At 51.5% G+C, this 26,860-nt stretch carries 18 protein-coding genes, 1 tRNA gene and 3 pseudogenes; 9 read left to right on the top strand and 13 right to left on the bottom strand.

Features of this window, described 5'->3' with window-relative positions:
- Nucleotides 1-5 precede the first annotated feature (5 nt).
- Nucleotides 6-2,087: an ATP-dependent DNA helicase RecG gene (recG, locus tag ACLJRU_RS15570; RefSeq protein ID WP_023235382.1), complete on the top strand. Its 2,082-nt coding sequence runs from the start codon at nt 6-8 to the stop codon at nt 2,085-2,087.
- 2 nt (nt 2,088-2,089) lie between these two features.
- Here the strand turns inward: recG and ACLJRU_RS15565 are convergent, their stop codons facing one another.
- Entirely contained in the window at nt 2,090-2,941 is an 852-nt protein-coding gene (locus ACLJRU_RS15565) for a hypothetical protein (RefSeq protein WP_000745466.1), read from the bottom strand.
- A 2-nt stretch (nt 2,942-2,943) separates the two neighbouring features.
- Entirely contained in the window at nt 2,944-4,149 is a 1,206-nt protein-coding gene (gene gltS, locus ACLJRU_RS15560) for a sodium/glutamate symporter (RefSeq protein ID WP_000462251.1), read from the bottom strand.
- A gap of 227 nt (nt 4,150-4,376) precedes the next feature.
- Here gltS and xanP point away from each other — a divergent pair, with 227 nt between their 5' ends.
- Both xanP and ACLJRU_RS15550 read left to right on the top strand, forming a co-directional pair.
- Nucleotides 4,377-5,768: a xanthine/proton symporter XanP gene (xanP, locus tag ACLJRU_RS15555; protein WP_023235383.1), complete on the top strand. Its 1,392-nt coding sequence runs from the start codon at nt 4,377-4,379 to the stop codon at nt 5,766-5,768.
- Nucleotides 5,769-5,888: 120 nt separating this feature from the next.
- Complete coding sequence (locus ACLJRU_RS15550; protein WP_000766652.1) at nt 5,889-7,598, top strand: AsmA family protein; 1,710 nt, start codon at nt 5,889-5,891, stop codon at nt 7,596-7,598.
- 102 nt (nt 7,599-7,700) lie between these two features.
- On the opposite strand, the gene yicI is transcribed toward ACLJRU_RS15550, so the two are convergent.
- The gene (gene yicI / locus ACLJRU_RS15545) at nt 7,701-10,019 is read right to left on the bottom strand and encodes an alpha-xylosidase (protein ID WP_001541130.1); all 2,319 of its coding nucleotides are present in this window, start codon (nt 10,017-10,019) and stop codon (nt 7,701-7,703) included.
- 11 nt (nt 10,020-10,030) lie between these two features.
- Nucleotides 10,031-11,404: pseudogene (locus tag ACLJRU_RS15540) on the bottom strand (glycoside-pentoside-hexuronide family transporter).
- 287 nt (nt 11,405-11,691) lie between these two features.
- Here ACLJRU_RS15540 and ACLJRU_RS15535 point away from each other — a divergent pair.
- Nucleotides 11,692-11,786, top strand: a tRNA-Sec gene (locus tag ACLJRU_RS15535).
- 35 nt (nt 11,787-11,821) lie between these two features.
- Here the strand turns inward: ACLJRU_RS15535 and ACLJRU_RS15530 are convergent.
- Nucleotides 11,822-12,161, bottom strand: a pseudogene (locus ACLJRU_RS15530) (transposase); the annotation flags it as partial.
- A 380-nt stretch (nt 12,162-12,541) separates the two neighbouring features.
- Here ACLJRU_RS15530 and ACLJRU_RS15525 point away from each other — a divergent pair.
- The 3 genes and pseudogenes from ACLJRU_RS15525 to misL form a co-directional block, all read left to right on the top strand.
- A pseudogene (locus ACLJRU_RS15525) lies at nt 12,542-12,685 on the top strand (transposase); the annotation flags it as partial.
- A gap of 723 nt (nt 12,686-13,408) precedes the next feature.
- Complete coding sequence (locus ACLJRU_RS15520) at nt 13,409-14,026, top strand: helix-turn-helix transcriptional regulator (protein WP_001541133.1); 618 nt, start codon at nt 13,409-13,411, stop codon at nt 14,024-14,026.
- 74 nt (nt 14,027-14,100) lie between these two features.
- Nucleotides 14,101-16,875 (top strand): intestinal colonization autotransporter adhesin MisL, encoded by a 2,775-nt coding sequence (gene misL / locus ACLJRU_RS15515; protein WP_038394062.1) that lies wholly within the window; start codon nt 14,101-14,103, stop codon nt 16,873-16,875.
- 94 nt (nt 16,876-16,969) lie between these two features.
- Here the strand turns inward: misL and ACLJRU_RS15510 are convergent, their stop codons facing one another.
- Both ACLJRU_RS15510 and ACLJRU_RS15505 read right to left on the bottom strand, forming a co-directional pair.
- Nucleotides 16,970-17,434, bottom strand: a complete 465-nt coding sequence (locus ACLJRU_RS15510) for a hypothetical protein (protein WP_001521985.1) — start codon at nt 17,432-17,434, stop codon at nt 16,970-16,972.
- 10 nt (nt 17,435-17,444) lie between these two features.
- Nucleotides 17,445-18,302, bottom strand: a complete 858-nt coding sequence (locus tag ACLJRU_RS15505) for a transcriptional regulator (RefSeq protein WP_001278060.1) — start codon at nt 18,300-18,302, stop codon at nt 17,445-17,447.
- A 784-nt stretch (nt 18,303-19,086) separates the two neighbouring features.
- On the opposite strand from ACLJRU_RS15505, the gene ACLJRU_RS15500 reads away from it, so the two are divergent.
- A complete protein-coding gene (locus tag ACLJRU_RS15500; protein ID WP_001541136.1) occupies nt 19,087-19,767 on the top strand; it encodes an isochorismatase family protein in 681 nt (226 codons plus the stop codon).
- Nucleotides 19,768-19,995: 228 nt separating this feature from the next.
- On the opposite strand, the gene cigR is transcribed toward ACLJRU_RS15500, so the two are convergent.
- From cigR to ACLJRU_RS15475, 5 genes are all read right to left on the bottom strand, one after another.
- A complete protein-coding gene (cigR, locus tag ACLJRU_RS15495; RefSeq protein WP_001065328.1) occupies nt 19,996-20,475 on the bottom strand; it encodes an anti-virulence regulatory inner membrane protein CigR in 480 nt (159 codons plus the stop codon).
- A 101-nt stretch (nt 20,476-20,576) separates the two neighbouring features.
- Entirely contained in the window at nt 20,577-20,663 is an 87-nt protein-coding gene (gene mgtU / locus ACLJRU_RS15490) for a magnesium transporter protection protein MgtU (protein WP_252515021.1), read from the bottom strand.
- Nucleotides 20,664-20,675: 12 nt separating this feature from the next.
- Nucleotides 20,676-20,768, bottom strand: coding sequence for a protein MgtR (gene mgtR, locus ACLJRU_RS15485; protein ID WP_001082117.1), 93 nt, complete (start codon nt 20,766-20,768; stop codon nt 20,676-20,678).
- A gap of 21 nt (nt 20,769-20,789) precedes the next feature.
- On the bottom strand, nt 20,790-23,516 hold the full coding sequence (gene mgtA, locus ACLJRU_RS15480) for a magnesium-translocating P-type ATPase (RefSeq protein WP_000131298.1): 2,727 nt from the start codon (nt 23,514-23,516) through the stop codon (nt 20,790-20,792).
- Between the two features lie 219 nt (nt 23,517-23,735).
- A complete protein-coding gene (locus ACLJRU_RS15475) occupies nt 23,736-24,431 on the bottom strand; it encodes an MgtC family protein (RefSeq protein WP_000392700.1) in 696 nt (231 codons plus the stop codon).
- A 508-nt stretch (nt 24,432-24,939) separates the two neighbouring features.
- Here ACLJRU_RS15475 and ACLJRU_RS15470 point away from each other — a divergent pair.
- Nucleotides 24,940-25,842 carry an EamA family transporter gene (locus ACLJRU_RS15470; protein WP_000535970.1) on the top strand — a complete coding sequence of 301 codons (903 nt, stop codon included), beginning with the start codon at nt 24,940-24,942 and terminating at the stop codon, nt 25,840-25,842.
- 42 nt (nt 25,843-25,884) lie between these two features.
- Here the strand turns inward: ACLJRU_RS15470 and ACLJRU_RS15465 are convergent, their stop codons facing one another.
- A complete protein-coding gene (locus ACLJRU_RS15465; protein ID WP_000749537.1) occupies nt 25,885-26,814 on the bottom strand; it encodes an Rpn family recombination-promoting nuclease/putative transposase in 930 nt (309 codons plus the stop codon).
- Between the last annotated feature and the right edge of the window lie 46 nt (nt 26,815-26,860).

Genomic DNA, 26,860 nt, shown 5'->3' with positions numbered 1-26,860 from the left:
TCACCATGTCAGGCCGCTTGTTAGACGCTGTTCCGCTCAATTCCCTGACAGGCGTCGGCGCAGCGCAAAGCAGTAAACTGGCGAAAATTGGCCTGCATACCGTGCAGGACCTCCTGCTCCACCTCCCTCTGCGTTACGAAGACCGTACCCATCTCTACCCTATTGGCGAACTGCTGCCTGGCATCTACGCCACCGTTGAAGGTGAAGTGCTGAACTGCAATATCACTTTCGGCGGTCGTCGGATGATGACCTGCCAGATTAGCGACGGTTCCGGCATTCTTACCATGCGCTTTTTCAATTTTAACGCGGCGATGAAAAACAGCCTGGCGACGGGACGACGTGTGCTGGCCTACGGGGAAGCGAAGCGCGGCAAGTATGGCACAGAGATGATCCATCCGGAATATCGCCTGCAGGGCGATCTCAGCACGCCGGAACTTCAGGAAACGCTCACCCCCGTCTATCCAACCACCGAGGGCGTGAAGCAAGCGACACTGCGCAAGCTTACCGATCAGGCGCTGGAGTTGCTCGACACCTGCGCCATTGCCGAACTACTGCCGCCGGAACTGGCGCAGGGTATGATGAGCCTGCCGGAGGCGCTACGTACCTTGCATCGCCCGCCGCCGATGCTCCAGCTCGCCGATTTAGAAACCGGCAAACACCCGGCGCAGCGGCGGCTTATTCTTGAAGAGCTACTGGCGCATAATCTCAGTATGCTGGCGCTTCGCGCAGGCGCGCAGCGCTATCACGCTCAGCCGCTAAGTACCAACAACATATTGAAAGACAAGCTGCTGGCGTCGTTGCCGTTTAAACCCACCAGCGCGCAGGCGCGGGTGGTGGCAGAGATCGAACGTGATATGGCGCTGGATGTGCCGATGATGCGTCTGGTTCAGGGCGACGTCGGTTCAGGGAAAACGCTGGTTGCCGCCCTGGCGGCGCTACGCGCCATCGCTCATGGTAAGCAGGTGGCGCTGATGGCGCCGACCGAATTGCTGGCTGAACAGCACGCAAATAATTTCCGCAACTGGTTCGAACCGTTGGGCGTTGAAGTGGGTTGGCTGGCCGGTAAGCAAAAAGGTAAAGCGCGTCAGGCGCAGCAAGAGGCTATTGCCAGCGGTCAGGTGCAGATGATTGTCGGCACCCACGCTATCTTTCAGGAACAGGTGCAGTTTAACGGGCTGGCGCTGGTGATCATCGACGAACAGCACCGCTTTGGCGTCCACCAGCGGCTGGCATTGTGGGAAAAAGGCCAACAACAGGGCTTTCATCCGCATCAGTTGATTATGACCGCAACGCCCATTCCGCGCACCCTGGCGATGACTGCCTACGCCGATCTCGATACCTCGGTGATTGACGAGCTACCGCCGGGCCGTACCCCTGTCACTACCGTTGCTATTCCGGATACCCGTCGCCATGAAATCATTGATCGTGTGCGCAACGCCTGCACAACCGAAGGCCGTCAGGCTTACTGGGTCTGTACACTGATTGAAGAGTCAGACCTGCTGGAAGCGCAGGCGGCGGAGGCCACCTGGGAGGAACTCAAGCTGGCGTTACCGGAGTTGAATATCGGCCTGGTACACGGCCGCATGAAGCCCGCCGAAAAACAGGCGGTGATGCAGGCCTTTAAGCAGGGTGAACTGCATCTGCTGGTCGCCACTACGGTGATTGAGGTGGGGGTCGATGTTCCTAACGCCAGCCTGATGATTATTGAAAATCCGGAGCGACTGGGCCTGGCGCAGTTACACCAGCTCAGAGGACGCGTTGGCCGTGGCGCGGTCGCGTCGCACTGCGTGCTGCTCTATAAATCGCCGTTGTCGAAAACGGCGCAGAAGCGTTTACAGGTATTGCGCGACAGCAACGACGGCTTTGTGATTGCACAAAAAGATTTAGAGATTCGCGGCCCGGGGGAATTACTGGGCACGCGCCAGACAGGGAACGCCGAATTTAAAGTTGCGGATTTACTGCGCGATCAGGCCATAATCCCCGAAGTTCAGCGTATTGCCCGTCATATTCACGAACGTTATCCGCAGCAGGCACAAGCGCTGATTGAGCGCTGGATGCCGGAAACCGAACGTTATTCCAACGCCTAATCCTATTCACCGCGCGACAGAGCCGACAGAAGATCCTCAATCTGGATAGCGATAACGTCCTGGGCTGCCAGGGCATCGCGCGAGATACGCGTTGCCATCGCACTCTCCGGCTCGTCCCGCAGCATTGCCGCCGCCTTCTGCACCCCGTCGAGGATCATCTCCGGCGTTAACTGCCGGGTTAAAAACGCCAGATTATTTTCCAACCACGGTTCTTCCGTCGCACCTAATGGCGGTTGCCACTGCCACGAGCCTTCTGGCCAAAGCGGGTTAACCTCTACCGGATAAATTAAATGCGCGGCGTACTGCAACGCGCATACCGCTTTACCCGGCGTATCCAGTAACCACCACTGATTCCAGAGCGAACGGATAAACGGCGCAATGCCACCGAGAACATTGAAGGTGTCCAGCCAGGTCAGCGGAGAATTGAAACCGCGCTCGTGATTGATTCGCGCCAGCATGGTCTCCAGCAAAAAATGCCGTACCTGCTGGCGCTGAGCGGCATCCATCATTTCCCGCCAGAGATAAGGCCGCCGTAACGCGCGCAGGAAAGACTCCTCGAAGTGATCGCCATAGCCATGGGTTAACAGCGTTTCGCGCCAACAGGCAAGGCACAGCGGAAACAGATAACGAAACAATTCCGGCTGCATCGGCTCGTGGTAAACCAGATTCAGCACATAATAAACGCTCAGATGCCAATCGGTAATCTGCCGCCAGTCCGTCGCCGCCAGCGCCTGCAACTCAGCATCGGCATAGTCAAACTCCGCTTCCCATACGTTAAGAACCGGCGGCTCATCGCCAAAAATATGACGGCAGCGTTCACGCAGGGTTTCAGGTTGACGGCAACGTTTTTTCATCTTTATCCGGCAAACATTGGCAGCATCAGGTACAGCTTGATCACCAACGCATTGACGATATCGATAAAGAACGCGCCGACCATCGGCACCACCAGGAACGCCATATGCGAGGGGCCAAAACGATCGGTAATCGCCTGCATATTAGCAATGGCGGTCGGCGTTGCGCCCAGGCCAAAACCACAGTGACCCGCCGCCAGCACCGCCGCATCGTAGTTTTTCCCCATCATGCGCCAGGTGACGAAGATCGCGTACAGCGCCATGAAGATGGTCTGTACCACCAGAATCGCCAGCATCGGCAGCGCCAGTGACGCCAGTTCCCACAGCTTCAGGCTCATCAGCGCCATTGCCAGGAACAGTGACAAACTCACGTTCCCCAGTACCGAAACAGCACGCTCAAATACGCGATAAAAACCCACCAGCGCCAGGCCATTGCTGAGGATCACCCCAACAAATAGCACACAAACGAAGACCGGCAGTTCAAGCACCGTTCCCGCCAGTAGCTGCGCTACGATTTTGCCCACGGTCAGACAGATAGCAATCAGGGCGATAGTTTCGATTAGCACCAGAGAGGTGATCATACGGCCCACATCCGGCTTTTCAAAGGCTGTCGGCACGGCCTGATCGTCAGGCATTCCATCCGGCGTGGTGGAGTGTTTCACCAGATAACGCGCTACCGGGCCGCCAATCAACCCGCCCAGCACAAGGCCAAAGGTTGCACATGCCATCGCAACTTCGGTGGCATTGGCAAAACCATAACGTTCGACAAACAGTTTACTCCACGCCGCGCCGGTACCGTGTCCGCCGGACAGCGTAATTGACCCGGCAATCAGCCCCATTAACGGGTCCAGCCCCAACAGACTCGCCATGCCGATACCGATGGCATTCTGCATCAGCAGTAATCCGACCACGACGACCAGGAAGACGCCAACAACGCGTCCCCCCTTGCGCAGGCTGGCAAGGTTAGCGTTAAGGCCGATCGTCGCGAAAAACGCCAGCATCAACGGATCGCGCAGGGTCATATCAAAGTTGACCTCCCAACCGACGCTTTTTTTCAGTACCAGCAGAGCAACCGCGACCAGTAATCCCCCCGCCACCGGTTCCGGAATCGTATATTTCTTCAATAAGGAGACAGACTGGACCAGCTTGCGACCCAGTAGCAGCACCAGCGTGGCGGCGACAAGGGTCGATAAGGTATCGAGTTCAAACATTTAAAGCTCCTGTAATGCGCTGTGACATGTGCGCACAAATCATTTCCTGAGTCAGTTTTTTAGCTCTTTGCGAGTCTTCGGCATGGATTTTAAGCAGAAAAAGGCAAAAAGTTATATAAAAAGGTGCATTTATCTTTTTTAAATATTAAGAATATTCGCTCGCAATCGTTTGCTTTTACCACCTGGTCAGATAAAATCACCGCTTTTCCACCACGAGAATGTCCCTGATGTCCGTTAACGCCATCGAGCCGGCAGATGCGCAACCGGTTGCGCAGACGCAAAACAGCGAATTAATTTACCGTCTTGAAGATCGCCCGCCGCTCCCTCAAACCCTTTTTGCCGCTTGTCAGCATCTGCTGGCCATGTTTGTCGCGGTAATCACGCCAGCGCTGTTAATCTGCCAGGCGTTGGGTTTACCGGCGCAGGATACGCAGCACATTATCAGCATGTCGCTGTTCGCCTCCGGCGTAGCCTCTATTATTCAAATCAAAGCGTGGGGGCCGGTAGGATCGGGGCTGTTATCCATCCAGGGAACCAGTTTTAACTTTGTCGCCCCGCTGATTATGGGCGGTACCGCGCTGAAAACCGGCGGCGCGGACGTCCCGACGATGATGGCGGCGCTGTTCGGCACGCTGATGCTGGCAAGCTGCACCGAGATGGTGCTTTCTCGCATTCTACATCTGGCGCGCCGGATTATCACGCCGTTAGTCTCCGGCGTCGTGGTGATGATTATTGGCCTGTCGCTGATTCAGGTGGGGCTAACTTCCATCGGCGGCGGCTATGCCGCCATGAGCGGCAACACCTTTGGCGCACCGAAAAACCTGTTACTGGCCGGCGTCGTCCTGGCCATTATCATCCTGCTGAATCGGCAACGTAGTCCCTACCTGCGCGTGGCTTCTTTGGTTATTGCCATGGCGGCAGGCTATCTTTTGGCCTGGTTTATGGGCATGTTGCCTGAGAATAACGCGCCGGTCTCGCAGGACATCCTGATGGTGCCGACCCCGCTGTATTATGGTCTGGGCATTGACTGGAACCTGTTACTGCCGTTGATGCTGGTCTTTATGATTACGTCGCTGGAGACCATCGGAGATATCACCGCCACCTCTGATGTCTCCGAGCAGCCGGTATCCGGCCCCTTGTACATGAAACGGCTAAAGGGCGGCGTACTGGCTAACGGCCTGAACTCATTTGTTTCAGCGGTATTTAATACGTTCCCGAATTCCTGTTTCGGTCAGAACAACGGCGTAATTCAGTTGACTGGCGTCGCCAGTCGCTATGTGGGATTTGTTGTCGCGCTGATGCTGATTGTACTCGGCCTATTCCCGGCGGTAAGCGGTTTTGTGCAGCATATCCCGGAACCGGTGCTCGGCGGCGCCACGTTGGTGATGTTCGGCACCATTGCCGCCTCCGGGGTGCGTATTGTCTCGCGTGAGCCGCTGAACCGCCGCGCGATTCTGATTATCGCCCTGTCGCTGGCCGTGGGTCTTGGCGTCTCGCAACAGCCGCAGATCCTGCAGTTCGCGCCGGAATGGGTGAAAAATCTGCTCTCATCCGGAATTGCCGCTGGCGGCATCACGGCTATCGTGCTGAACCTGATTCTCCCGCCGGAAAAACCGTAAAAACCCTGCGGCGGCGACACGATTCGCCGCTGCTGTAACGCTCTTTCACCATTCCTGTCTTGAGGATTGCACGCAAATCGTGCATAAATCCCCTATGTGCATTTCACGGGATGGAAGACCATGAAATTGATTGGGAGGTTGCTTCTCTATGTGCTGATCGCCTGTTTAGTGGTGATTTTCGGCTTTTATTTTCTGCTGCAAACGCGCTGGGGCGCAGATCACATCAGCAACTGGGTATCAGAGAACAGCGGTTATCACCTCACATTCGACGTGATGGATCATCGTTTTTCCGCCCCATCCCATCTTTTACTGGAGAATGTGACCTTTGGTCGTGATGGTCAGCCTGCTACCCTGGTCGCGAAAACCGTAGATATCGGTCTGAGCATTCGCCAGTTAACCGCGCCGCTGCATGTCGACACGATCCTGTTACAGGACGGCACGCTGAATATTTCAGTGCAAACCGCCCCTTTCCCGTTTGAGGCCGACCGCCTGCAACTTCGCAATATGGCGCTCAATAGTCCCGGCAGCGAATGGCGGTTGAGCGCCCAGCGCGTTAACGGCGGCGTTATGCCCTGGCGCCCCGAAGCCGGTCGGGTATTAGGCAATAAAGCCCAGATCCAACTGAGCGCCGGTTCGCTGACGTTAAACGACGTTCCCGCCACTAATGTGCTTATTGAAGGCAGTATCGACCATAATCAGGTGATGTTAAACACCGTCGGCGCCGATATGGCGCGCGGAGCGTTAACCGGCGTCGCCCGACGTAACGCTGATGGTAGTTGGGTCGTTGAAAATCTGCGGCTGAATGATATTCGGTTACAAAGCGATAAATCCCTGAGCGAGTTTTTCGCGCCGCTAACTACGGTTCCATCTTTGCAGATTGGTCGTCTTGAAGTGACGGACTCCAGCCTGCAAGGACCAGGCTGGGCAGTCACCGATCTTGACCTGAGTTTGCGCAATCTGACTCTGCGCAAAGAAGACTGGCAAAGTCAGGAAGGTAAATTATCGATGAACGCCAGTGAGTTTATTTACGGCTCACTGCACTTGCTCGATCCAATCCTGAACGCCGAATTTTCACCACAGGGCGTTGCGCTACGCCAGTTCACCACCCGCTGGGAAGGCGGTATGGTCAGAACCTCCGGCGCCTGGTTACGCGAGAGCAAAGCGCTGATTCTGGACGATACCGCTATCGCCGGGCTGGAGTATACGCTGCCGGAAAACTGGAAGCAGTTATGGATGAAGCCGTTGCCCGACTGGTTGAACAGCCTGACGCTGAAAAAATTCAGCGCCAGCCGCAATCTGGTGATCGATATCGACCCGGCCTTCCCGTGGCAAATCACCGCTCTGGACGGCTACGGCGCAAACCTGGAGCTGGTACAACATCATCAATGGGGCGTCTGGAGCGGCAATGCGACCCTCAACGCCGCAGCGGCAACCTTTAACCGTGTGGACGTGCGCCGCCCGTCGCTGTCGTTGACGGCTAATGCCAGCACGGTCAACATCAGCGATCTGAGCGCGTTTACTGGAAAAGGGATACTGGAAGCCACTGCCAGCGTATCGCAACTGCCGCAGCGTCAGACGCAAATCAGCCTGAACGGACGCGGCGTACCAATGGATGTGCTACAGCAGTGGGGCTGGCCGGCATTACCGATTGCTGGCGATGGCAATATTCAGCTCACGGCCAGCGGCAATATTCAGGCCGATGCGCCGTTGAAACCGACGGTAAACGGGCAATTACACGCGGTCAACGCACAAAAGCAGCAGATAACACAGACGATGCAAGCGGGCGTGGTGTCCGGCGGTGAAGTTACGTCAACGGAGCCAGCGCTGTAATTGAGGGCTTGCCCGGTGGCGATGGCGCTTACCGGGCTTACGGTTCTTGCTCATTTGTAGGCCGGATAAGCGCAGCTCACGGCGCCATCCGGCGATTCAGATTTAAAGCGTAATCACCACTTCATTTCCCTGCGGGGTGACCACTACGCCCAGTTCACTTCCCGCATATGAGTCGCATTTGGTACCGCTAATCTGCGTAATATTACGCAGACACAGCGTCCAGTTGCGCGCCTTGCCTTCGCCGCTCACCGTAATAGTATTGCCTGTGCGTTTCGCCTGCAGCGTAAAGATTGTCGAACCATCCGTAGCAGGGACTTCGCAGACCGCTTCGCAGCCGTCATCCAGATGGAATAACTGGAAGGCCGTACCCTCATGCCAGGCGTAATCGGGCTTCTGGCTATTGTTGCCCAGCGCCAGTAGTGTATTGTCACGCACGTACACTGGCAGACTCAGGAAGTCATGCTGCTGTTTATGCCAGCGGCTGCCCTGCACTTCATCGTTGCGCCACAGGTGCGTCCAGCGGCCTTCTGGCAGGTAGAACTCCACGTCGCCCGCTTCACTAAATACCGGCGCTACCATGACTGCATCTCCCAGCATGTACTGGCGATCAAGATAATCACACGCCGGATCGTCCGGGAACTCCAGCATCATCGCCCGCATCATTGGCGTACCGGCTTCGTTGGCACGCGCCGCTTCCCGATACAGATATGGCATCATCCGGCACTTCTGTTCGGTGAAGAAGCGCACTACGTCACAGGACTCGTCGTCATAGGCCCACGGAACCCGGTAGGATTTGCTACCGTGCAGGCGGCTGTGGCTGGAGAGCAAGCCGAATGCGCACCAACGCTTGTAGACATGCGCCGGCGCGGTATTCTCGAATCCGCCAATATCATGACTCCAGAAGCCAAACCCTGACAGGCCGATGGACAGCCCGCCGCGCAGGCTTTCCGCCATCGATTCGTAGTTGGCGTAGCAGTCGCCGCCCCAGTGCACCGGGAACTGTTGCGCGCCCACCGAGGCGGAACGGGCGAACAGCACCGCCTCTTCAACGCCCACGGTCTCTTTCAACACGTTCCATACCAGTTCGTTGTAGATGTAGGCATAATGGTTGTGCATTTTCTGTGGATCAGAACCATCAAACCACTGCACATCCGTTGGAATGCGTTCGCCGAAGTCAGTTTTGAAGCAGTCCACTCCCATCTCCAGCAGGCCCTTCAGCTTGTCGGCATACCATTCGCAGGCTTGCGGGTTGGTGAAGTCATAAATCGCCAGTCCCGGCTGCCATTTATCCCACTGCCACAAGGAGCCGTCCGGGCGTTTTAGCAAATATCCTTTCTCTTTTAGCTCCTGGAAGACCGGGGATTTCTGGCCGATGTAGGGGTTAATCCACACGCAGACTTTCAGCCCTTTCGCTTTCAGGCGGCGAATCATCCCTTTCGGATCGGGGAAAGTCACCGGGTCCCATTCAAAATCGCACCACTGGAAGGCCTTCATCCAGAAACAGTCGAAGTGGAAGACGTGCAGCGGCAGATTGCGCTCGGCCATACCGTCGATAAAACTGTTAACGGTCGCTTCGTCGTAGTTGGTGGTGAATGAGGTGGTCAGCCACAGGCCAAACGACCAGGCGGGCGGCAGCGCCGGACGACCCGTAAATTGGGTATAGCGGTTCAGCACGTCTTTCGGGGTCGGGCCGTCGATGACGAAGTATTCCAGATACTCGCTCTCGACGCTGAACTGAACTTTGGAGACTTTCTCGGAGCCAATTTCAAACGACACGCACTGCGGATGATTCACCAGCACACCGTAGCCACGGTTGGTGATATAGAACGGGATATTCTTGTACGATTGCTCGGTGCTGGTGCCGCCGTCGCGGTTCCAGGTCTCCACCGTCTGACCGTTACGCACCAGCGCGGTAAAACGCTCGCCAAGCCCGTAGACGGTTTCGCCCACGCCGAGATCCAGACGCTCGAACATGTAGTTGCGCCCGCTATTGGTGTCCTGCACATAGCCGTTATTTTTCAACTGACTACCGGTGATACGTACACCGTTACGCAGAAAATCCAGAGACCAGAGCTCGCCTTTGGTGACGCGCACGCTCAGGCTGCCGCTCTTGAGTTCGGCAAATTCGGCGTTGTTCTGCATCTCCACGTTGATATCTTGCAAGACATTGAGCGGATAATGTGGGCCGTTATCCAAAGCGCCCTGGAAGTGTTCCATCCGTACACCTATCACTCCTTCCTGCGGCGAGAAAAAGCGCAGGGTAAACAACGGGGTATCCAGTTGCCAGGTTCGTTCGCGGACATCGCGCGGCGCGGCATAGACCACCATCTCATTCCCGTGCTGTTCAACGTCGAACACCTGAACCGGGTGAATCAAATTAAGGCCAGGCTGGATCAGCCAGTTTCCGTCGCTAATTTTCATAGTCTGTTCCTTTAGTTCTGCAATTCTTTATGGGTAAATTCTTGTTCGTTGCGGTGTGCGCCCTGCGCCAGTTGTTCCAGAATGGTTTTCAGGAACGGGCTTTTCAGGGTGTAGTAGCGTTTAGCGATCGCGGCGCTCAGCAGATAACAGATGGCCGGGACGATAGTGAACAGAGCGATGATGATGCTGATCGTGGCGCTGTTTTGCGTTTTCGCCGCCGCGTCGTAACCGCCGCCTGCCAGCATCCAGCCAATCAGCGCCCCGCCGAGGGCAAGACCCAGTTTCAGCACGAACAACGTGCCGGCAAAACTGATCCCCGTCAGGCGTTTGCCGTTACACCATTCGCCGTAGTCGACGGTGTCAGACATCATCACCCACTGGATAGGCGTGACTAACTGGTGCAATACGCCAATCACGAAGATAAAGACGAACATAGCGATCGTGGCGTGCATCGGTACGAAGAACATCGCCACACTGATTACTGCGAGTAAAGCGTTGGTCCACCAGTTTGCATTTCCAGTCGGTCAACGGTTTTGCCAGCGCCGAGCCAATCAGGTTGCCGACGCAATAGGTGGTGAGGAAGGCGACAAACACGCCCGGTTTGCCCAATATCCAGGTGACGTAATACATCATCGCCCCGCCGCGCACGCATACCGCCAGAATATTCAGGATGGTGAGCAGGCCGACTATGCGCCACTGGTCGTTGTGCCAGATATCACGCAGGTCTTCACGCATGGAGGTATGGGTGGCAGGCGCTTCAACGCGCTCTTTGGTGGTAAAGAAACAGAACGCCAGCATCAGGAACGCCACCACCGAGAGCGCCGCGATACCCCCCTGGAAGCCCAGCGCCTTATTCTCGCCGCCAATCAGTTTCACCAGAGGCATCATCAGTACGGTAGAGAGCATTCCGCCCGCCGTTGCCAGCACAAAGCGCCAAGATTGCAGGGAGATACGCTGCGTTGGGTCATTGGTTATTACCCCCCCCCCAACGCGCAGTAAGGGATGTTGACCACAGTGTACAGAAGGGTGAGCAACGTGTAGGTGATGGCGGCATAAATCATTTTGCCGTTCAGACTGAGATCCGGCGTGCTATAAGCCAGCACACAAACGATACCAAACGGCAACGCGCCAAACAGCACCCAGGGTCGGAATTTGCCCCAGCGAGAGCGGGTGCGGTCGGCCAGCAGGCCCATGCAAGGGTCGGAGATGGCATCAAGCGCACGCGCCAGTAAAAACATGGTGCCAACAAAACCAGCGGGAATGCCGAAAATATCGGTATAGAAGAACATCATATATAACATGACGTTATCAAAGATGATGTGGCTCGCGGCATCGCCCATACCATAGCCAATCTTCTCCTTAACGGAGAGAATCTCACTTTTCATTACGCATCCTTAACGCTTACAACGCTCACTGATACCGGTTACAGTTTTTGTAAACCTTCCCTGCGAGCGTGAATATTCCGTTATTTGGTTATCAAATTACGATTCTTGTTTTCTGTGATCAGGGTAGCGTCAAAAAGTGTGATGAAATGTAACTAATGGATTTTATGGGGGTTTATATGAAACCGATCATGGCAGAAGGAAAGGGAAGTTAAAAAAGCACGGGAGGGGATGTGGAAACGCCAGGAAGTAGCTATAATGCGCGCGCCTCCATGTAGCAATCGAGGCGCGGAAGATCGTCGTCTCCGGTGAGGCGGCTGGACTTCAAATCCAGTTGGGGCCGCCAGCGGTCCCGGGCAGGTTCGACTCCTGTGATCTTCCGCCAATTAGCCTCTTCTGACCTCAATAAAATGAATCGCCACGCGTCCGTGGACTTCGGTATCCGACCTGAGCCTTTATCTCCACACGTTGCATCAACCACCAGACTTTGTTTACACCGCATTGTTCCCGATATCCAGCAGATCGAGACAGATCTTGCGATAACCATAAACACAGCCCGATTCCAGCCAGAACTGCCTGTATGCCCCGTCAGATTCAGGTCAACATGATGCCGTCGTGAATGTGGCGGCTTTATCCAGGCGTAAAGACTATGGATAGTAATATCAAGACGTGTTGCGACGCTGGAAACAGAATGGCTGCGCTCAATAACCTGTTTTACCACTTTAATTTTAAACGCTTCGGGATAACATTTACCGCTCATGGGCTCCTCTCTTTAAGTCATCTTAAATGACTCAGCGGTGCCTGTTAAACCTGTGGCGATTCCCTCCTCCGTTTTATCCAGACGAAATTATCCTGATAATGCGCTGTAGCGGCTGAATGACTTAATATCACATCAACCTAAACACTGAATAGTTTCTCAATTACCTGATTTTTCATTGTTATCTATTAGATACTGCAAGCATTTTATCTTTATACCCTTTCTCTCCCATACGTCCTGTTTATTCATAACCCCTCCCATTATTATATTTCAGCAGTAAAATATCCGTATACATTCTTATACCATGTGCTCATATTACTCCACATAATCGTGCTACTCACATTTAGAGATCACGTAATCGATCTGCTGACGAAGGAATCTCTATGCGTAAAGTCCGTCTTACTGAGCATCAGAACATCGCCGTAATTAAGTTGGTCGAAGCTGGGCGAGCGGTTAAAAATATCTGCCAGGAGGCGGATATTTCTGAAGTGACTGACTATATCTATGGACATTGGGTTTCACCACATCCTGTTTCTCACTAATGTGCTCCGGGAAAGAGTTTTCATCAGATGAGCGATTGAAAAGAGAAGCCAGAAGCTGAAGTTGCTTCGACCAATAAGTCTGTCACTTGCTCAGACTGTCACGATCAGAATTAAGTCAGATCAACTTATTGGCAAGGTATGACTCCCGGCGTTAAGTTACAAAATTTTCTCATGGCATTAGCATTACACCCTCTTAAAGTTTACATGCGTCTCTATAAAATAGTCTTAAATTTGTATATAAGAAGTTGATGAGAGCACAAATATCACCATTAAGTCATTGAATAACAATGCAATAAAAGAAAAAATCTTAAATTAGCTTTTAATAATAAGAATTCATTACAGGTTTACAGGAATTACTTTTATATTTCATCACATCACCCCGATAGTGACAAAGGCAGCAGACAGATGGTATTGAGAACCGTTATTTATCACTCTCATGATTTAGCAAATAGTGCTGTTTTAAGATTTTTTATGATACTGGAGATACTGTATAAAAATCTCAATGGGTGAAATACAAATCCGAAATGATGTATTACGACTGTCGGATCTGTCATGGTTCCTTAAAGCTGTATTTTAGGTCTTTCCAGGAGTTTATAACACTGACAATAATTCGCGACTTTTGACAGCCGTAGCACGGTATATTATCTGGATTGACACATTTATTTACCAATGAAATATTAATAGAAACATCGACGGGAGTCGTTCAGGATGATGAGAAAGCCTTCACAAATTGTCCATTGCATTAGTTGCGATTTATCCTGTCAATTATTTCCTGACAGCGCAGTACGGGTGCAATACTGCCATAATGCGGCATTTTCCATCTGGCCAGATGGTAATGCTTTCCTGAAAAAAGGGTTTATTGAAAAGTTATTGCTTGATAGACACAACCATTTATCCAGCGGTTTTATCTTTGTTGATTTTTCTTTCCCGAATCTTCGACGATTTACCGATTTGCAATGGGCTGACAGTCTGGCAGACAGTGGCATGCATATTGTCCTGATTTCTGACAGAAGTTTAACTCCGCTGGCCAATTACTGGACTTTGAAAAGCAATAAAATACAAGGAATTATTTATTCCGATGACGATGATATTGTGCAACAGCAAAAGATGCACCGCTTGTTTACCGGTCGGCTCGCCAACAGTAAACGTGGACGAACGCTTAACTATACGGAATTTATATTACTGAAGCGCTTTGTATCAGGAATAAGTATTCAGCAGATTGTAAATATTGACAATATTGATATTAAGAAACTTTATGTGCATAAGCTGCGGCTTGAAAATAAGCTAGGGCATAGCATTCACAAAATAATATCAAATATTTTATAGATCCGTTTCCATTTTTATTATTTCCATATTATTACGATGTGGAAGACGCTTTACGCCATAATGCAGGAGGCAGAATGCCAACTCCCCAAAATTACTCATTCATCGCCATAGCGGTATCAGCAGCGTTAGCCTCTATGGTATTTCCCTCCCAGGCGGCCTGGGTTGACGTTGATAGTCTGCCATCCAGTGGGCTGGTCAGCCAGTTGCCGCCGGAATTACAGGCTATTATTCCCGCTCAGGCCAGTACCGGTTTCACCAAAGTCGGTACTATGCCCAACTACGTTTATCAGTGGAACACCGGCACCATCCCGGTTTATGGCAATGGCCTCACGCTTAATGGGCCGGGTGCGGAGGCGTTTGAACACACTGTCACGGTTATTCAAAACAGCGGGACGGGAAGTCCGGGCGTGATTTTTGGCAACGACCTGACCATTCGGACGCAGTCGGCGAATGCCGCGAATAATGGTAGAGACGTCGATGGCATCCGTACTCACGGCGCGAATACTCCGGATAACCCGGTATTTATTATTACCGGTGACCGTACCCGCATCTACGTGGATGGTCAGGATGGTGACGGTATTAACGCCGGATATAACTCACTGGGCCAGGGTTGGACCGGATCGGCCAATATTTACGTCGGCGACGATCTGTATATCAAAACGACCGGTAGCCAGGGACGTGGAATTACAGCTAACGCCATGCGGGATGCGTCACGTGCCAAAAATACGATTGTCGTCGGCAATCGTGCACATATTGTTACTACCGGCGACAGTTCGGAGGGGCTGCGTACCGGACAAAGTGGTTCGTTGATTCGTCTGGGTGACGATGCAACCATCGAAACCTCCGGCGCATCCTCAACGGGGATTTACGCAGCATCCTCCTCCAGAACCGAGCTTGGCAACAACGCTACTATTACGGTGAACGGTGCCAGCGCACACGCGGTATATGCAACTAACGCTACCGTTAATTTGGGAGAGAATGCCACTATTAGCGTTAACAGCGCCAGTAAGGCTGCATCCTATAGTAAAGCCCCTGCCGGTTTATACGCCCTCTCCCGAGGCGCCATTAATCTGGCAGGCGGTGCGGCTATTACTATGGCGGGCGATAACAGTAGCGAAAGTTACGCCATCAGCACGGAAACTGGCGGCATTGTTGACGGTTCTTCAGGAGGACGTTTCGTCATCGACGGTGATATTCGTGCTGCTGGCGCCACCGCTGCCAGCGGTACGCTACCGCAGCAGAACAGTACGATTAAGCTCAATATGACGGACAACTCGCGATGGGACGGGGCGTCGTACATCACCAGCGCTACGGCGGGCACAGGCGTTATCTCTGTACAAATGAGCGATGCGACCTGGAATATGACCAGCAGCTCAACGCTCACTGACCTGACGCTGAATAGTGGCGCAACCATTAACTTCAGCCATGAAGATGGCGAACCATGGCAAACGCTCACCATCAATGAAGATTATGTAGGCAACGGCGGTAAGCTGGTCTTTAATACTGTGCTCAACGATGATGATTCCGAAACGGACAGGCTGCAGGTTCTCGGCAATACTTCAGGCAACACATTTGTTGCAGTAAATAATATTGGAGGAGCCGGGGCGCAAACCATTGAAGGTATTGAAATTGTTAACGTTGCTGGCAATTCGAACGGTACTTTCGAAAAAGCAAGCCGTATTGTTGCCGGAGCCTATGACTACAACGTGGTGCAGAAAGGTAAAAACTGGTATCTGACCAGCTACATTGAGCCGGACGAACCGATTATTCCCGATCCGGTGGACCCTGATCCAGTAGACCCTGAGCCAGTAGACCCGGTCATCCCTGATCCGGTCATTCCTGACATAGGACAATCTGACACACCGCCGATAACAGAACATCAGTTCCGTCCGGAAGTGGGCAGCTATCTTGCCAACAACTATGCGGCAAATACGCTGTTCATGACGCGTCTCCATGACCGTCTGGGTGAAACCCAGTACACCGACATGCTGACGGGTGAGAAGAAGGTCACCAGCCTGTGGATGCGTAACGTCGGCGCCCATACTCGCTTCAACGATGGCAGCGGGCAGCTAAAAACCCGCATCAACAGCTATGTGTTACAACTGGGAGGCGATCTGGCACAGTGGAGCACTGACGGTCTTGACCGTTGGCATATTGGTGCAATGGCAGGTTATGCCAACAGCCAGAACCGCACGCAGTCGTCCGTGAGTGACTATCATTCCCGTGGTCAAGTCACCGGTTACAGCGTCGGCCTTTACGGCACCTGGTATGCTAACAATATCGATCGGTCTGGGGCTTATGTGGATACCTGGATGCTGTACAACTGGTTTGATAACAAGGACATGGGTCAGGATCAGGCCGCTGAGAAATATAAATCCAAAGGAATTACCGCCTCGGTTGAAGCCGGTTACAGCTTCAGGTTAGGTGAAAGCGCGCATCAAAGCTACTGGTTGCAGCCCAAAGCGCAGGTGGTATGGATGGGCGTGCAGGCTGACGACAATCGCGAAGCCAATGGTACCCTCGTCAAGGATGATACCGCCGGTAATCTGCTAACCCGCATGGGCGTAAAAGCCTATATTAACGGCCACAATGCTATTGATAACGATAAATCTCGAGAGTTCCAGCCGTTCGTGGAGGCGAACTGGATCCATAATACGCAGCCTGCCAGCGTGAAGATGAACGATGTCAGCAGCGATATGCGTGGTACGAAGAATATTGGAGAGCTGAAAGTGGGTATTGAAGGACAAATTACCCCGCGCCTGAACGTATGGGGTAACGTGGCGCAACAGGTGGGTGACACAGGTTATAGTGATACCCGAGGAATGTTGGGGATGAAATACAGTTTCTGATTCAGGTAACAACAGAGCCGCTGATCTTCAGCGGCTTTTACCCGGAAGCGCTTTCATTTGGCTGATACGTTCCATGAACGGCTCCCAAAACAGCTTAATGTGTACAGAAAAATATCGGGCGTTTCCCGATAGTGAACATAAAACCACGATGGCCCTGAGTCAGGATGGTGTAACTGATACTTTTCCCTGGATAGACATAAAAATCGGGTAAAACCGTCTCGATAACCGCATCGGACAGTGTTTCGTCACGCGTGACTTTGTTGATATCCGTCGATATAAAATGGGTGCTGTCTTTATTTTCACTCCATACATAGGAAACATCACGGCGGATCACGCCGCTCATTTTATTATCGACGTAATATGTTCCGCTGATGGAAACCACCCCAGTGCGTTTTTTCAGCGAATACATAAAGTCCAGCGTCAGGTTAGCCTGAGTATTGTTATAAAACACAATCACAGGCGCCGTACATTTCTCTGGATCCCGGTTCTTTTCCGTATACAAATGAAAAAGATGCCCAAGCCCTACTCCCAGAAACAGTAGAGTCAGGCAGGCTAACATCAGTGCCTTTTTACCCATGTGTCACCCCGCGGAAAAAAAGCGTCACGCAACCTGTATCACCGCGCGTTTTATAAGGTTGCTGACAAATCAATGCCGTAACCGCTGGGGTGCGACTGCTGGAAGGGAAATAGACCCATGGGTATTTCTGACAATCCATACCGGTTTTTAGAATCATTGACTTATAGCTTGCAAAGCGGCTGCCGCTTTCGATATCTTCATTCCGCGAGAAAAAATGACAGCCCTGAGTTGTTTCAACCAGCGTGTAGCGATCGTAAAAATCCTTATCGGGAACGGTTTGCCAGCTGATAGTGCCAAGCAAAATACCGACAGCAAATGTCCCGGTCATCCAAAGTACAGGTACATAATGTTTAAACCAACGCCCTGACATACGCGGTGGCGTCTCACCCTTTTTTTCTATTGCCTGAGCGAAGTCTTTGCGGATGGTCATGATGCTCACACCAGGCTCAATCTGAAAGCCTCTACGCGGAACCGTGATTATCAGCGTATCTTCATTTTCGCCAACGGTACGTAATCCGCGGCGAATAATGGAGATATTCTGATAAAGCGTATTTGCCGACACCACCATGCCGTCTTCTTCCCACACTTTTTGAAAGAATGTTTGTTGTGAGACGACGGAGGGGGCGTTTTCCAGCAGAAGGCGCAAGCAGCGGCTGGCGGGCGTTGTCAGAATAATGTTGAGATCTGGCCTCGATAATGACGCCAGGCGATTCATTTCTGGATTAAATTCAATATTATCGTTAATTATCCATAACATCGCATTGTTACCATGCCAAAACATAACGTAGTTGGAGAGGGTTAATAGACACCACTGAGTATAGTCTGATGCTGTGGCTGCGTAGCAGGACATGGATTGTCCCCTGCACATACCGATCATATAGAAGAGCGAGAGGCATAAGACATTAACAGGTAAGCGTAGACACCGCTTTTCTCATTATAGCAGACTCAGGAGTGAAAGTACGTTTGGTTTTCTTGTTCGTTAAGTCTCCTGTTTTGTATTGAGGTGAGAATATCACCTTTAATCAGGTGGCCAAATTTACTGTGCCGCTACGCTTTAATATCTCATATATAAATCATGAGAAAATATATCCTGAAAATCTATATCATATGAAAGACAGGGTTTTATTGAACGTGTTCTCTATAATGGCTTGTAATATCCAAAAAAGCAGCACTCGTTATGTAGAGATAGTTTCCAATTTATTAAGAGTTACAGTAGCCATACTTAATAACAACACGATTCCCACTTAATATTTAAGCTGTGCTTTATGTTATTTAAATATAAATAAGTTAACTCTTAATTGATATATTTCAAACTTATACTAAATAAGTTTGAAACTATCTATCAGAAACAATTTGTAGGGATATAGCCTGTTTTTTCAATCAATAATCCTCTCCGACATGTAAAATAGAAACATTTATTCATAATATGAATATTGTTGTGGTAACAGATTCGCGTGAAAGTAAATCGACTGAAGGTGATGCCGATGAATATTCCTTCAGAAAGAACTCACCAGGGTAATCCAGGATCGGCAACGGATTACTGTCATCAGCTTAAAAACGGAAATCGCCCCGGCGATTAATGACTTTAACACTGATAGTGATTATCAGTGAAAGGCAACAACAAGGAATGAATTATGTCTACACCCGCGAATTTTAACGGTCAACGCCCTGCCATTGATGCTAACGACGCAGTAATGCTGCTGATTGACCACCAAAGTGGCCTGTTTCAGACCGTCGGCGACATGCCGATGCCGGAATTACGCGCGCGCGCCGCGGCGCTGGCTAAAATCGCTACCTTATGCAATATGCCGGTCATTACTACCGCATCCGTACCACAGGGACCAAATGGTCCGCTGATTCCGGAAATCCATGCGAATGCACCCCACGCGCAATATGTCGCGCGTAAAGGGGAAATTAATGCCTGGGATAATGCCGATTTTGTACAAGCGGTAAAAGCGGCAGGCCGTAAAACGCTGATCGTCGCCGGTACTATTACCAGTGTCTGCATGGCTTTTCCAGCCATCAGCGCCGTCGCGGAAGGGTACAAGGTATTTGCGGTAATTGATGCCTCCGGCACGTACAGTAAAATGGCGCAGGAAATTACGATGGCCCGCGTGGTGCAGGCGGGCGTAGTACCAATGGATACCGCGGCGGTAGCCTCTGAGCTGCAACGTACCTGGAATAGGGAAGATGCCGCAGAATGGGCGGATGTATATACCAAAATATTCCCGGCCTATCAGCTACTGATTGAAAGTTATACCAAAGCGCAGGAAGTAGTAAAAAATAATGAACTACTGGATTCTCAACGCGCATAAATAACGCCCTGAAGCGGCTAAATAGCCCCATTTAATGGGGCTATTTTACTTGCCATTTTGGACCTGGGCAGTGCTCGCCAAAACGCGTTAGCGTTTTGAACGCCGCTTGCGGCGGCCCGAAGGGCGAGCGTAGCGAGTCAAACCTCACGTACTACGTGTACGCTCCGGTTTTTGCGCGCTGTCCGTGTCCAAACTGGCTGCGCCAATAACGCCTGGTGGGATAGGCTCTTAATCAAATACGCCATTAATAATCGCCGTGACCACCGCGGTACTGAGCGCGATCAGCACCAGATTATCCCCAACGATTCTCCACTCATAGCCCGGATAATAAGGTAATTGTCCCAGCATAGACGCCGGCACCGTTTTTTTAGCGATTCCCGGTGGCAGCGGTTTTCCTCTCGCCAGATTTTTCGCAATCCCCGGAGGTAAAGACTGATAACCCGTCAGCCCTAAATTCACTGCCAGTTGCCTAGCGACAGCGTAGCTAATGTCCGACTCGACGTGATCCGGTTTACCGCCATTTTTACGGTGTTCCGTTCTTTGCCCGGCATTTCCTTTATGCCCGTTACCGTTATTACCTTGATTAGCCGCGTTATTACTATGTCCGCCGCCATTGCCATTTCCCGGATTCGCCAGCACGGGCGTAGCGCTCAGGGAAAACGTAATCAACGTCGCCAGGACGGCGGTTAAACCACGACGATTGTTCATGATATTGCCCTTCTGATGTGGGATACCATGAAAATAGCGCCCCGCCATAAAAAGAACAACTACATCGATTCTTATTTTAAGCGAGGCTCGCCAACAGCAGCTTATCGTATCCAGATAGTCAGTAAAATCAGGATGATTGCTATCAGGACAACCTGATAAAAAATTTTGTCCAACCCTCTTTTTTGCATGGCGTCACCTCGTTAGAAAACGATTTGCCAGAGGGCTAAACACAACACCAACAGGCTAATCAGTAAAAATATCAGCGCGATGATTTTATCGGGTGAGCGATTCATCTGGGCGATCCTCAAACATCATTAAAACCACTGGCCAAAGCGTTTGATATAAAAGCGCTTCATGCCTTGCGCCACCAGACAGTAGCTCAATAATGTCGCCACCAACCATGGGAAGTAGCTCAGTGGCAGCGGCTCCAGTCCAACCATCGCGCCCAGAGGTGAGAATGGAATATAAATGCCTATCGCCATAATCAAGCCGGTCGTCAATAATACCGGCAACGTCGCCCGACTTTGGATAAACGGTATTTTCTGCGTCCTTAGCATATGCACGACCAGTGTCTGCGAGAGCAGACCCTCAATAAACCAGCCGGACTGAAAGAGCGCCTGCGCCTCTACGTTATTAGCTGCAAAGACGTACCACATCAACGCAAAGGTTGTGATATCGAAAATAGAAGACGTTGGGCCAATCCATAGCATAAAACGGCCAATATTTTTCGCGTCCCATTTCCGCGGCTTACGCAGGAACTCTTTATCCATTTTGTCCCACGGCAACGACAACTGCGAAATATCGTACATCAAATTCTGGATCAACAGATGAATCGCCAGCATCGGCAGAAACGGAATAAACGCGCTGGCTACCAGTACCGAAAAAACATTGCCGAAATTAGAGCTGGCGGTCATATTCAGGTATTTAATGATATTGCCAAAGGTTTCCCGCCCTTTGATAACGCCTTCCTCAAGCACCATGAGATCTTTTTCCAGCAGAATAATATCTGATGACTCTTTAGCAATATCGGCGGCGCTATCGACGGAAATTCCCACATCCGCATCACGAAGCGCGGGCGCGTCGTTGATCCCATCTCCAAGAAAACCAACGGTATGACCATTTTTCTGTAGCGCTTGCAAAATACGCGTTTTTTGTAACGGCGTCAGCCGGGCGAATACTGCGCGTTTCTCCACCTCAGGCGCCAGTTCGGCATCTGACATCGCCTCAACCTGGGTTCCGGTCAGGATATCGTGCGTATCAATACCCACTTCCAGACAGATACGCGCCGTCACAACCGGATTATCGCCGGTGAGGACTTTGACCGCCACGCCGTTATCCCGCAACGCGGCAATAGCTTTTCCGGCGCTTTCTTTCGGCGGATCGAGAAAAGTGAGCATCCCTTCGATGGTAAGTTCGGTCTCATCCTCCACACTTAATGTCGGATTGTTCCCGGAACCATCCAGCTTACGTGTCGCTATCAGCAATACACGGAATCCCTGCGCATTGTAATCTTCGGTTTTCGCCAGCAGTAGCTCGCGGCGTGTTTCCGTCAGCGCCACCACACGATCGCCTTCGCGAAGATGGGTGGCTACCATCATCATCTCTTCAACGGCGCCTTTGCAGATCAGGCATCTGTCTCCATGCTGCGCATCCTCCACCAGGACCGATACCCGGCGACGTACAAAGTCGAATGGCAGTTCATCGCGTTTAATGAAGCGCGCTTTTGTCGATGGTGCGATTCGACCCTCGCCAAAACGCAGTATGGCGCGATCCATCACATTCCGGGCGCCGCTCTGGCTGCTACTATTCAGCCAGGCCAGCATCAATACCCGGCCGCTTTTTACACCGCTCACATCCAGATGATGCTCCAGAAAAATATTGTCCTGGGTTAAGGTACCGGTTTTATCTGTACACAGCACATCCATCGCGCCGAAGTTTTGAATAGCGTTCAGGCGTTTGACGATCACTTTGCGCCGCGACATCGCAATCGCGCCTTTTGCCAGGTTGGAACTGACAATCATGGGCAACATTTCCGGCGTCAACCCCACCGCAACTGCCAGCGCGAACAGCGAAGCCTCTACCCAGTCTCCCTTACTGAAACCATTGATCAGCAGGACAACCGGCACCATGATCAGCATAAAGCGTATCAACAGCCAGCTCACGCTGTTGACTCCGCGATCGAAAGCCGTCTGGGTACGCGTACCCACAATGGATTTCGCCAGCGAGCCGAACCAGGTACGGCTTCCCGTCGCGACCACGACCGCTTGCGCTCTGCCGCTGGTTACATTGGTTCCCATCAGACAGATATTGCCCAAATCTAGCAGGCTTTTATCTTTATCAGGCAATTGCTCGCTGTCTTTACCTGCCACATCAGCCATAACATCGTATTTTTCTACGGGTAATGATTCACCACTAAGAATTGACTGACTGATAAAGAGATCGCGCGACGCCAGCAGTCGAACGTCGGCGGGCACCAGATCGCCTGCGGCCAGAAAAACCACATCGCCCGGCACCAGTTCTTCAATGGGAATCTCTTCCTGCACCGCGCCTATATTGCCCGGCCCACGACGCAACACCGTGGCGGTGGTGCGAACCATCTTTTTCAGCGCCTGTGCTGCTCTGTTAGTGCGAAACTCCTGCCAGAAACGCAATAACCCGCTCAAACTGACCATCGTCAGAATAATCAGCACGCCAGTGAGATCGGTCTCTTCGCCACGGCGTAACGGGAGCCAGTAATCCGTGATGAAACTGACCCCTGCCAGTGCCATCAGAACGTAAATAAACGGGTTATTGAATGCCTGCAGAAGCTGAACCAGCACCGGAGGAACTTGCTCATGCGCCACTTCATTGCGCCCATACACTTTCAACCGTTCGCTGGCCTCTTCTATCGTGAGGCCCTGACGATGGCTGTTCAGCCGCGCCAGTGTCTCCTCCGGGCTATGAAAAGCTTCCGCTTCGATCGGAAATACTTTTTTATGCTGCTTATCATTTTCTGACGCCGGGCGATTGAGTTTCCGGTTTTCAATGTTCATGTCAGTCATGATGAATCCCCAAAATTAAGGTGTAGTGTTTCCTGCATATCACGCCCGGGGAATAGCAAACTCACGATTTCAAGGTGAATGCCCCGGGAGAATTATCTATGCATAAAAAAGGTTATTGCTTACTCACTATTTTGAGTGGGTTTTATTTTATCGACTCGGGAATATCCATCATTCCCTCCTTATACGCCTGGCGTAATGTTGCAATTGAATAAAAAACTATTATTGACTATCAATGCTCCAGTGAATTGCGGTGATATTATCGTTATCACCTATTCTGGATATAATCAGTTCTCGCGTTTTACGATAATCAGCATGACCCACGAGCTCGGCACGAATTTCTTTATAGCCCTGTTCCTGAGCGGGGACCGAACCTAACCCTTGTAAACAGATCGCGGCCTCTTTTACGATATTCAGTAACCACTGACGAACCTCGCTCTCATCTTCTTTATTACAGGTTACTTTCAGGATATAACGTTTTTCTCCCTCGGCGGATACCGGGAGTTGATTTATACGCTGCGCCGCTTCACGCAGTAAAATATTGGCGCAAAGAATAATGATCGTCGCCGCCAGCGCATTTTTGAACTGCCCTAAGCCGCATAACACGCCGATGCCCGCCGAACACCATAGCGTTGCCGCAGTGTTCAGCCCGCGCACATTCATCCCTTCGCGCATGATGACGCCCGCCCCCAGAAAGCCAATCCCAGAGACAATCTGCGCCGCAATTCGCCCGGGGCTGTCTGGCGATGTCGTCATGGAGCTCAGAATAAAAACGGCGGCGCCTGTCGCCACCAGCGCATTAGTGCGTAATCCCGCCATACGTTGACGCCATTGTCTTTCCGCGCCAATCAGCGCGCCCAACAGCATAGCGGCCAGTAAATTTAAAATATAAGGAAACATTAACATACGTTCCTCCATTTTTTCTGGAAGAATAAGTACGTGCTATATTTAGCACACGACAAATTTCTGCCCTGAGGCAATTAGCGTCGTGTTAACGGCGGAGGAAATAAAGCGTGTTTAAACATGAACATGACGATTACCTCGCGACAATGCACGTGTTGTAACATTATTGGGATGACAATCGTCACAAGGGGAGATTGCTGCCCACCGGTTCGGCAAGCAGCGCAGGAATAGCGTGCGTTAACTTGCCAGATGATTTACGTAAAAGTGACTGTCCAACATATTACTCCTGCATGAATTTGCGCTTATTATAGTCAGCCAATATGTTCCGTAAAGTGCAAAGGCGGGTTTAGTGACGTTCTGTTTAAGTTTGTTTGATATTTTTTCTTATGACAAAAAAATGACAATATTATGTCGATAACAAGCTCGTCTGAAATCATTAAACAATAAATTCCTGCTTAATACCGGCGATAGCTCTGTTATGATGCTTGCACGTAAAAAAATAAAACAACATGACGAGGAAAAAATGGGTTCCACCAGAAAAGGGATGCTAAACGTCCTGATTGCCGCCGTATTGTGGGGGAGTTCAGGCGTTTGCGCGCAGTACATCATGGAGCAAAGCCGTATGTCGTCACAGTTCCTGACGATGATACGTTTGTTATTCGCCGGGCTGATACTGGTGACATTCTCCTTTATGCACGGCGATAAGATATTTTCAATTCTTAAAAACCGCAAAGATGCCCTGAGTCTGCTGATTTTCTCCGTGGTGGGCGCGCTCACCGTTCAGCTAACCTTCCTGCTCACGATTGAAAAATCCAATGCCGCCACCGCGACAGTGCTGCAATTTTTATCGCCGACCATTATTGTAGCATGGTTTGCATTAGCGCGAAGAACACGACCAGGCATTCTGGTCTTAACCGCCATTCTTACATCGCTTATCGGCACCTTTTTACTGGTGACTCACGGCAATCCAACATCGCTGTCGATCTCTTCAGGCGCGCTGTTCTGGGGTATCGCCTCCGCATTTGCCGCCGCCTTTTATACGACCTGGCCTTCCAGGCTAATCGCCCAATACGGCACGCTGCCAGTGGTCGGCTGGAGTATGTCCTTTGGCGGCCTTATTCTGCTGCCCTTCTACGCTAAAGAAGGAACGCACTTTGCGGTGAGCGGCAGCCTGATTCTGGCCTTTTTCTACCTGGTGGTGATCGGTACGTCGCTGACGTTCAGCCTGTATTTGAAAGGCGCGCAACTGATTGGTGGCCCCAAAGCCAGCATTTTAAGCTGCGCGGAACCGTTAAGCAGCGCCCTGCTGTCGCTGCTGCTGTTGGGGATTAGTTTTACCTTGCCGGACTGGCTGGGCACGCTGCTCATTCTCTCGTCAGTGATTCTGATCTCCCTCGATTCCCGTCGACGCGCGCGGGCCGCTTAACGCCGTTGATAATCACGATGACCGGGCGGAAGAGGGAAAAGTTTAATGGCGCTTTGCCTTAATCTCTTCGTCAGAAAGCCCGGTAATCATCAGCACCATCTCTCGATTGATCCCCTGTTCCAGCATCGTATGCGCAATACGCAAGGCTTCCTCCTGCTTACCTTGATGTATACCTTGTTGCACGCCTTCACGCTTACCTTTTCTGCGCCCCGATTCACGTATTCTGTCTACGATCGTCATTAATCTCTCCTTGTGTTGGGGAACACGACGCGCCACCTCGCGGATAAACTTGCCAAAACGAGGCGTGCTGCCATGCTGTATTAGCAAATAATTAAACAGCGCTTTTAGCTGACTGTCATTAGCGTTTCCCGTAATCAGAAGTACCGCTAAACGCTCGACCAATCCCATCAGGTCGCGCTGACGTATATGCTTTTGTACCAGTTCCAGCATCGCGATACGTCGATGCTGCATAATCTCGTTATCCGGCACCACCGTAATGTCTACCAGTGGAAATGCCGTCGCATAAAGCTGACGCGCCAGTGCAGGATCGTCAAACTCATCCAGCCAGCAAAGCGAAAAGGGATACGGGCTTTTCGCGCCATGGTAAAACAGCATGGGAATCACCAGCGGTAACGTTTTATGGCCAGCATCCAGATGGCGCTGCATCGCGGCAGTGGCGTAACGCATTAACCGGAACGCCATATGCGCGTCCGGCGTACTCTGGTGCTCGATAACGACATAGATATAACCATCGCCTTCACACGTTTTTAGCGACCAAAGGACGTCGGAATAAAACGCGCGTAAATTTTTCTCGATAAAACTGTCCGGCGCCAGTTTCAACGTCGTCAGATCGCAACGTATTCTTAGCGAATGGGGAAGATGAATATTGAGAAAATCCCGTGCGGTATCCGGATGGCGTAAAAACGTTTTGAATACCGCATCATGAGGCGTGGACGTGGGGCTTTTTTTCATGGCGATCCGTCACCTGAGGAATAAGATGACGCCACTGTACTCGCCA

This window comes from Salmonella sp. SAL00653, from assembly GCF_046552515.1.
Lineage (GTDB): Bacteria > Pseudomonadota > Gammaproteobacteria > Enterobacterales > Enterobacteriaceae > Salmonella > Salmonella enterica.
This window is presented reverse-complemented; position numbering and strand designations above follow the sequence as displayed.

Bases quoted from the DNA above. Each gene is read 5' to 3' on its own strand.
- xanP (WP_023235383.1), top strand. From the start codon at position 4,377: ATGTCCGTTAACGCCATCGAGCCGGCAGATGCGCAACCGGTTGCGCAG.
- mgtA (WP_000131298.1), bottom strand. From the start codon at position 23,516: ATGACTGACATGAACATTGAAAACCGGAAACTCAATCGCCCGGCGTCA.
- yicI (WP_001541130.1), bottom strand. From the start codon at position 10,019: ATGAAAATTAGCGACGGAAACTGGCTGATCCAGCCTGGCCTTAATTTG.
- ACLJRU_RS15565 (WP_000745466.1), bottom strand. From the start codon at position 2,941: ATGAAAAAACGTTGCCGTCAACCTGAAACCCTGCGTGAACGCTGCCGT.
- recG (WP_023235382.1), top strand. From the start codon at position 6: ATGTCAGGCCGCTTGTTAGACGCTGTTCCGCTCAATTCCCTGACAGGC.
- mgtR (WP_001082117.1), bottom strand. From the start codon at position 20,768: ATGAATCGCTCACCCGATAAAATCATCGCGCTGATATTTTTACTGATT.
- ACLJRU_RS15475 (WP_000392700.1), bottom strand. From the start codon at position 24,431: ATGGAGGAACGTATGTTAATGTTTCCTTATATTTTAAATTTACTGGCC.
- ACLJRU_RS15505 (WP_001278060.1), bottom strand. From the start codon at position 18,302: ATGTCCTGCTACGCAGCCACAGCATCAGACTATACTCAGTGGTGTCTA.
- ACLJRU_RS15510 (WP_001521985.1), bottom strand. From the start codon at position 17,434: ATGTTAGCCTGCCTGACTCTACTGTTTCTGGGAGTAGGGCTTGGGCAT.
- ACLJRU_RS15470 (WP_000535970.1), top strand. From the start codon at position 24,940: ATGGGTTCCACCAGAAAAGGGATGCTAAACGTCCTGATTGCCGCCGTA.
- mgtU (WP_252515021.1), bottom strand. From the start codon at position 20,663: ATGCAAAAAAGAGGGTTGGACAAAATTTTTTATCAGGTTGTCCTGATA.
- ACLJRU_RS15465 (WP_000749537.1), bottom strand. From the start codon at position 26,814: ATGAAAAAAAGCCCCACGTCCACGCCTCATGATGCGGTATTCAAAACG.
- cigR (WP_001065328.1), bottom strand. From the start codon at position 20,475: ATGAACAATCGTCGTGGTTTAACCGCCGTCCTGGCGACGTTGATTACG.
- ACLJRU_RS15500 (WP_001541136.1), top strand. From the start codon at position 19,087: ATGTCTACACCCGCGAATTTTAACGGTCAACGCCCTGCCATTGATGCT.
- ACLJRU_RS15550 (WP_000766652.1), top strand. From the start codon at position 5,889: ATGAAATTGATTGGGAGGTTGCTTCTCTATGTGCTGATCGCCTGTTTA.
- gltS (WP_000462251.1), bottom strand. From the start codon at position 4,149: ATGTTTGAACTCGATACCTTATCGACCCTTGTCGCCGCCACGCTGGTG.
- misL (WP_038394062.1), top strand. From the start codon at position 14,101: ATGCCAACTCCCCAAAATTACTCATTCATCGCCATAGCGGTATCAGCA.
- ACLJRU_RS15520 (WP_001541133.1), top strand. From the start codon at position 13,409: ATGATGAGAAAGCCTTCACAAATTGTCCATTGCATTAGTTGCGATTTA.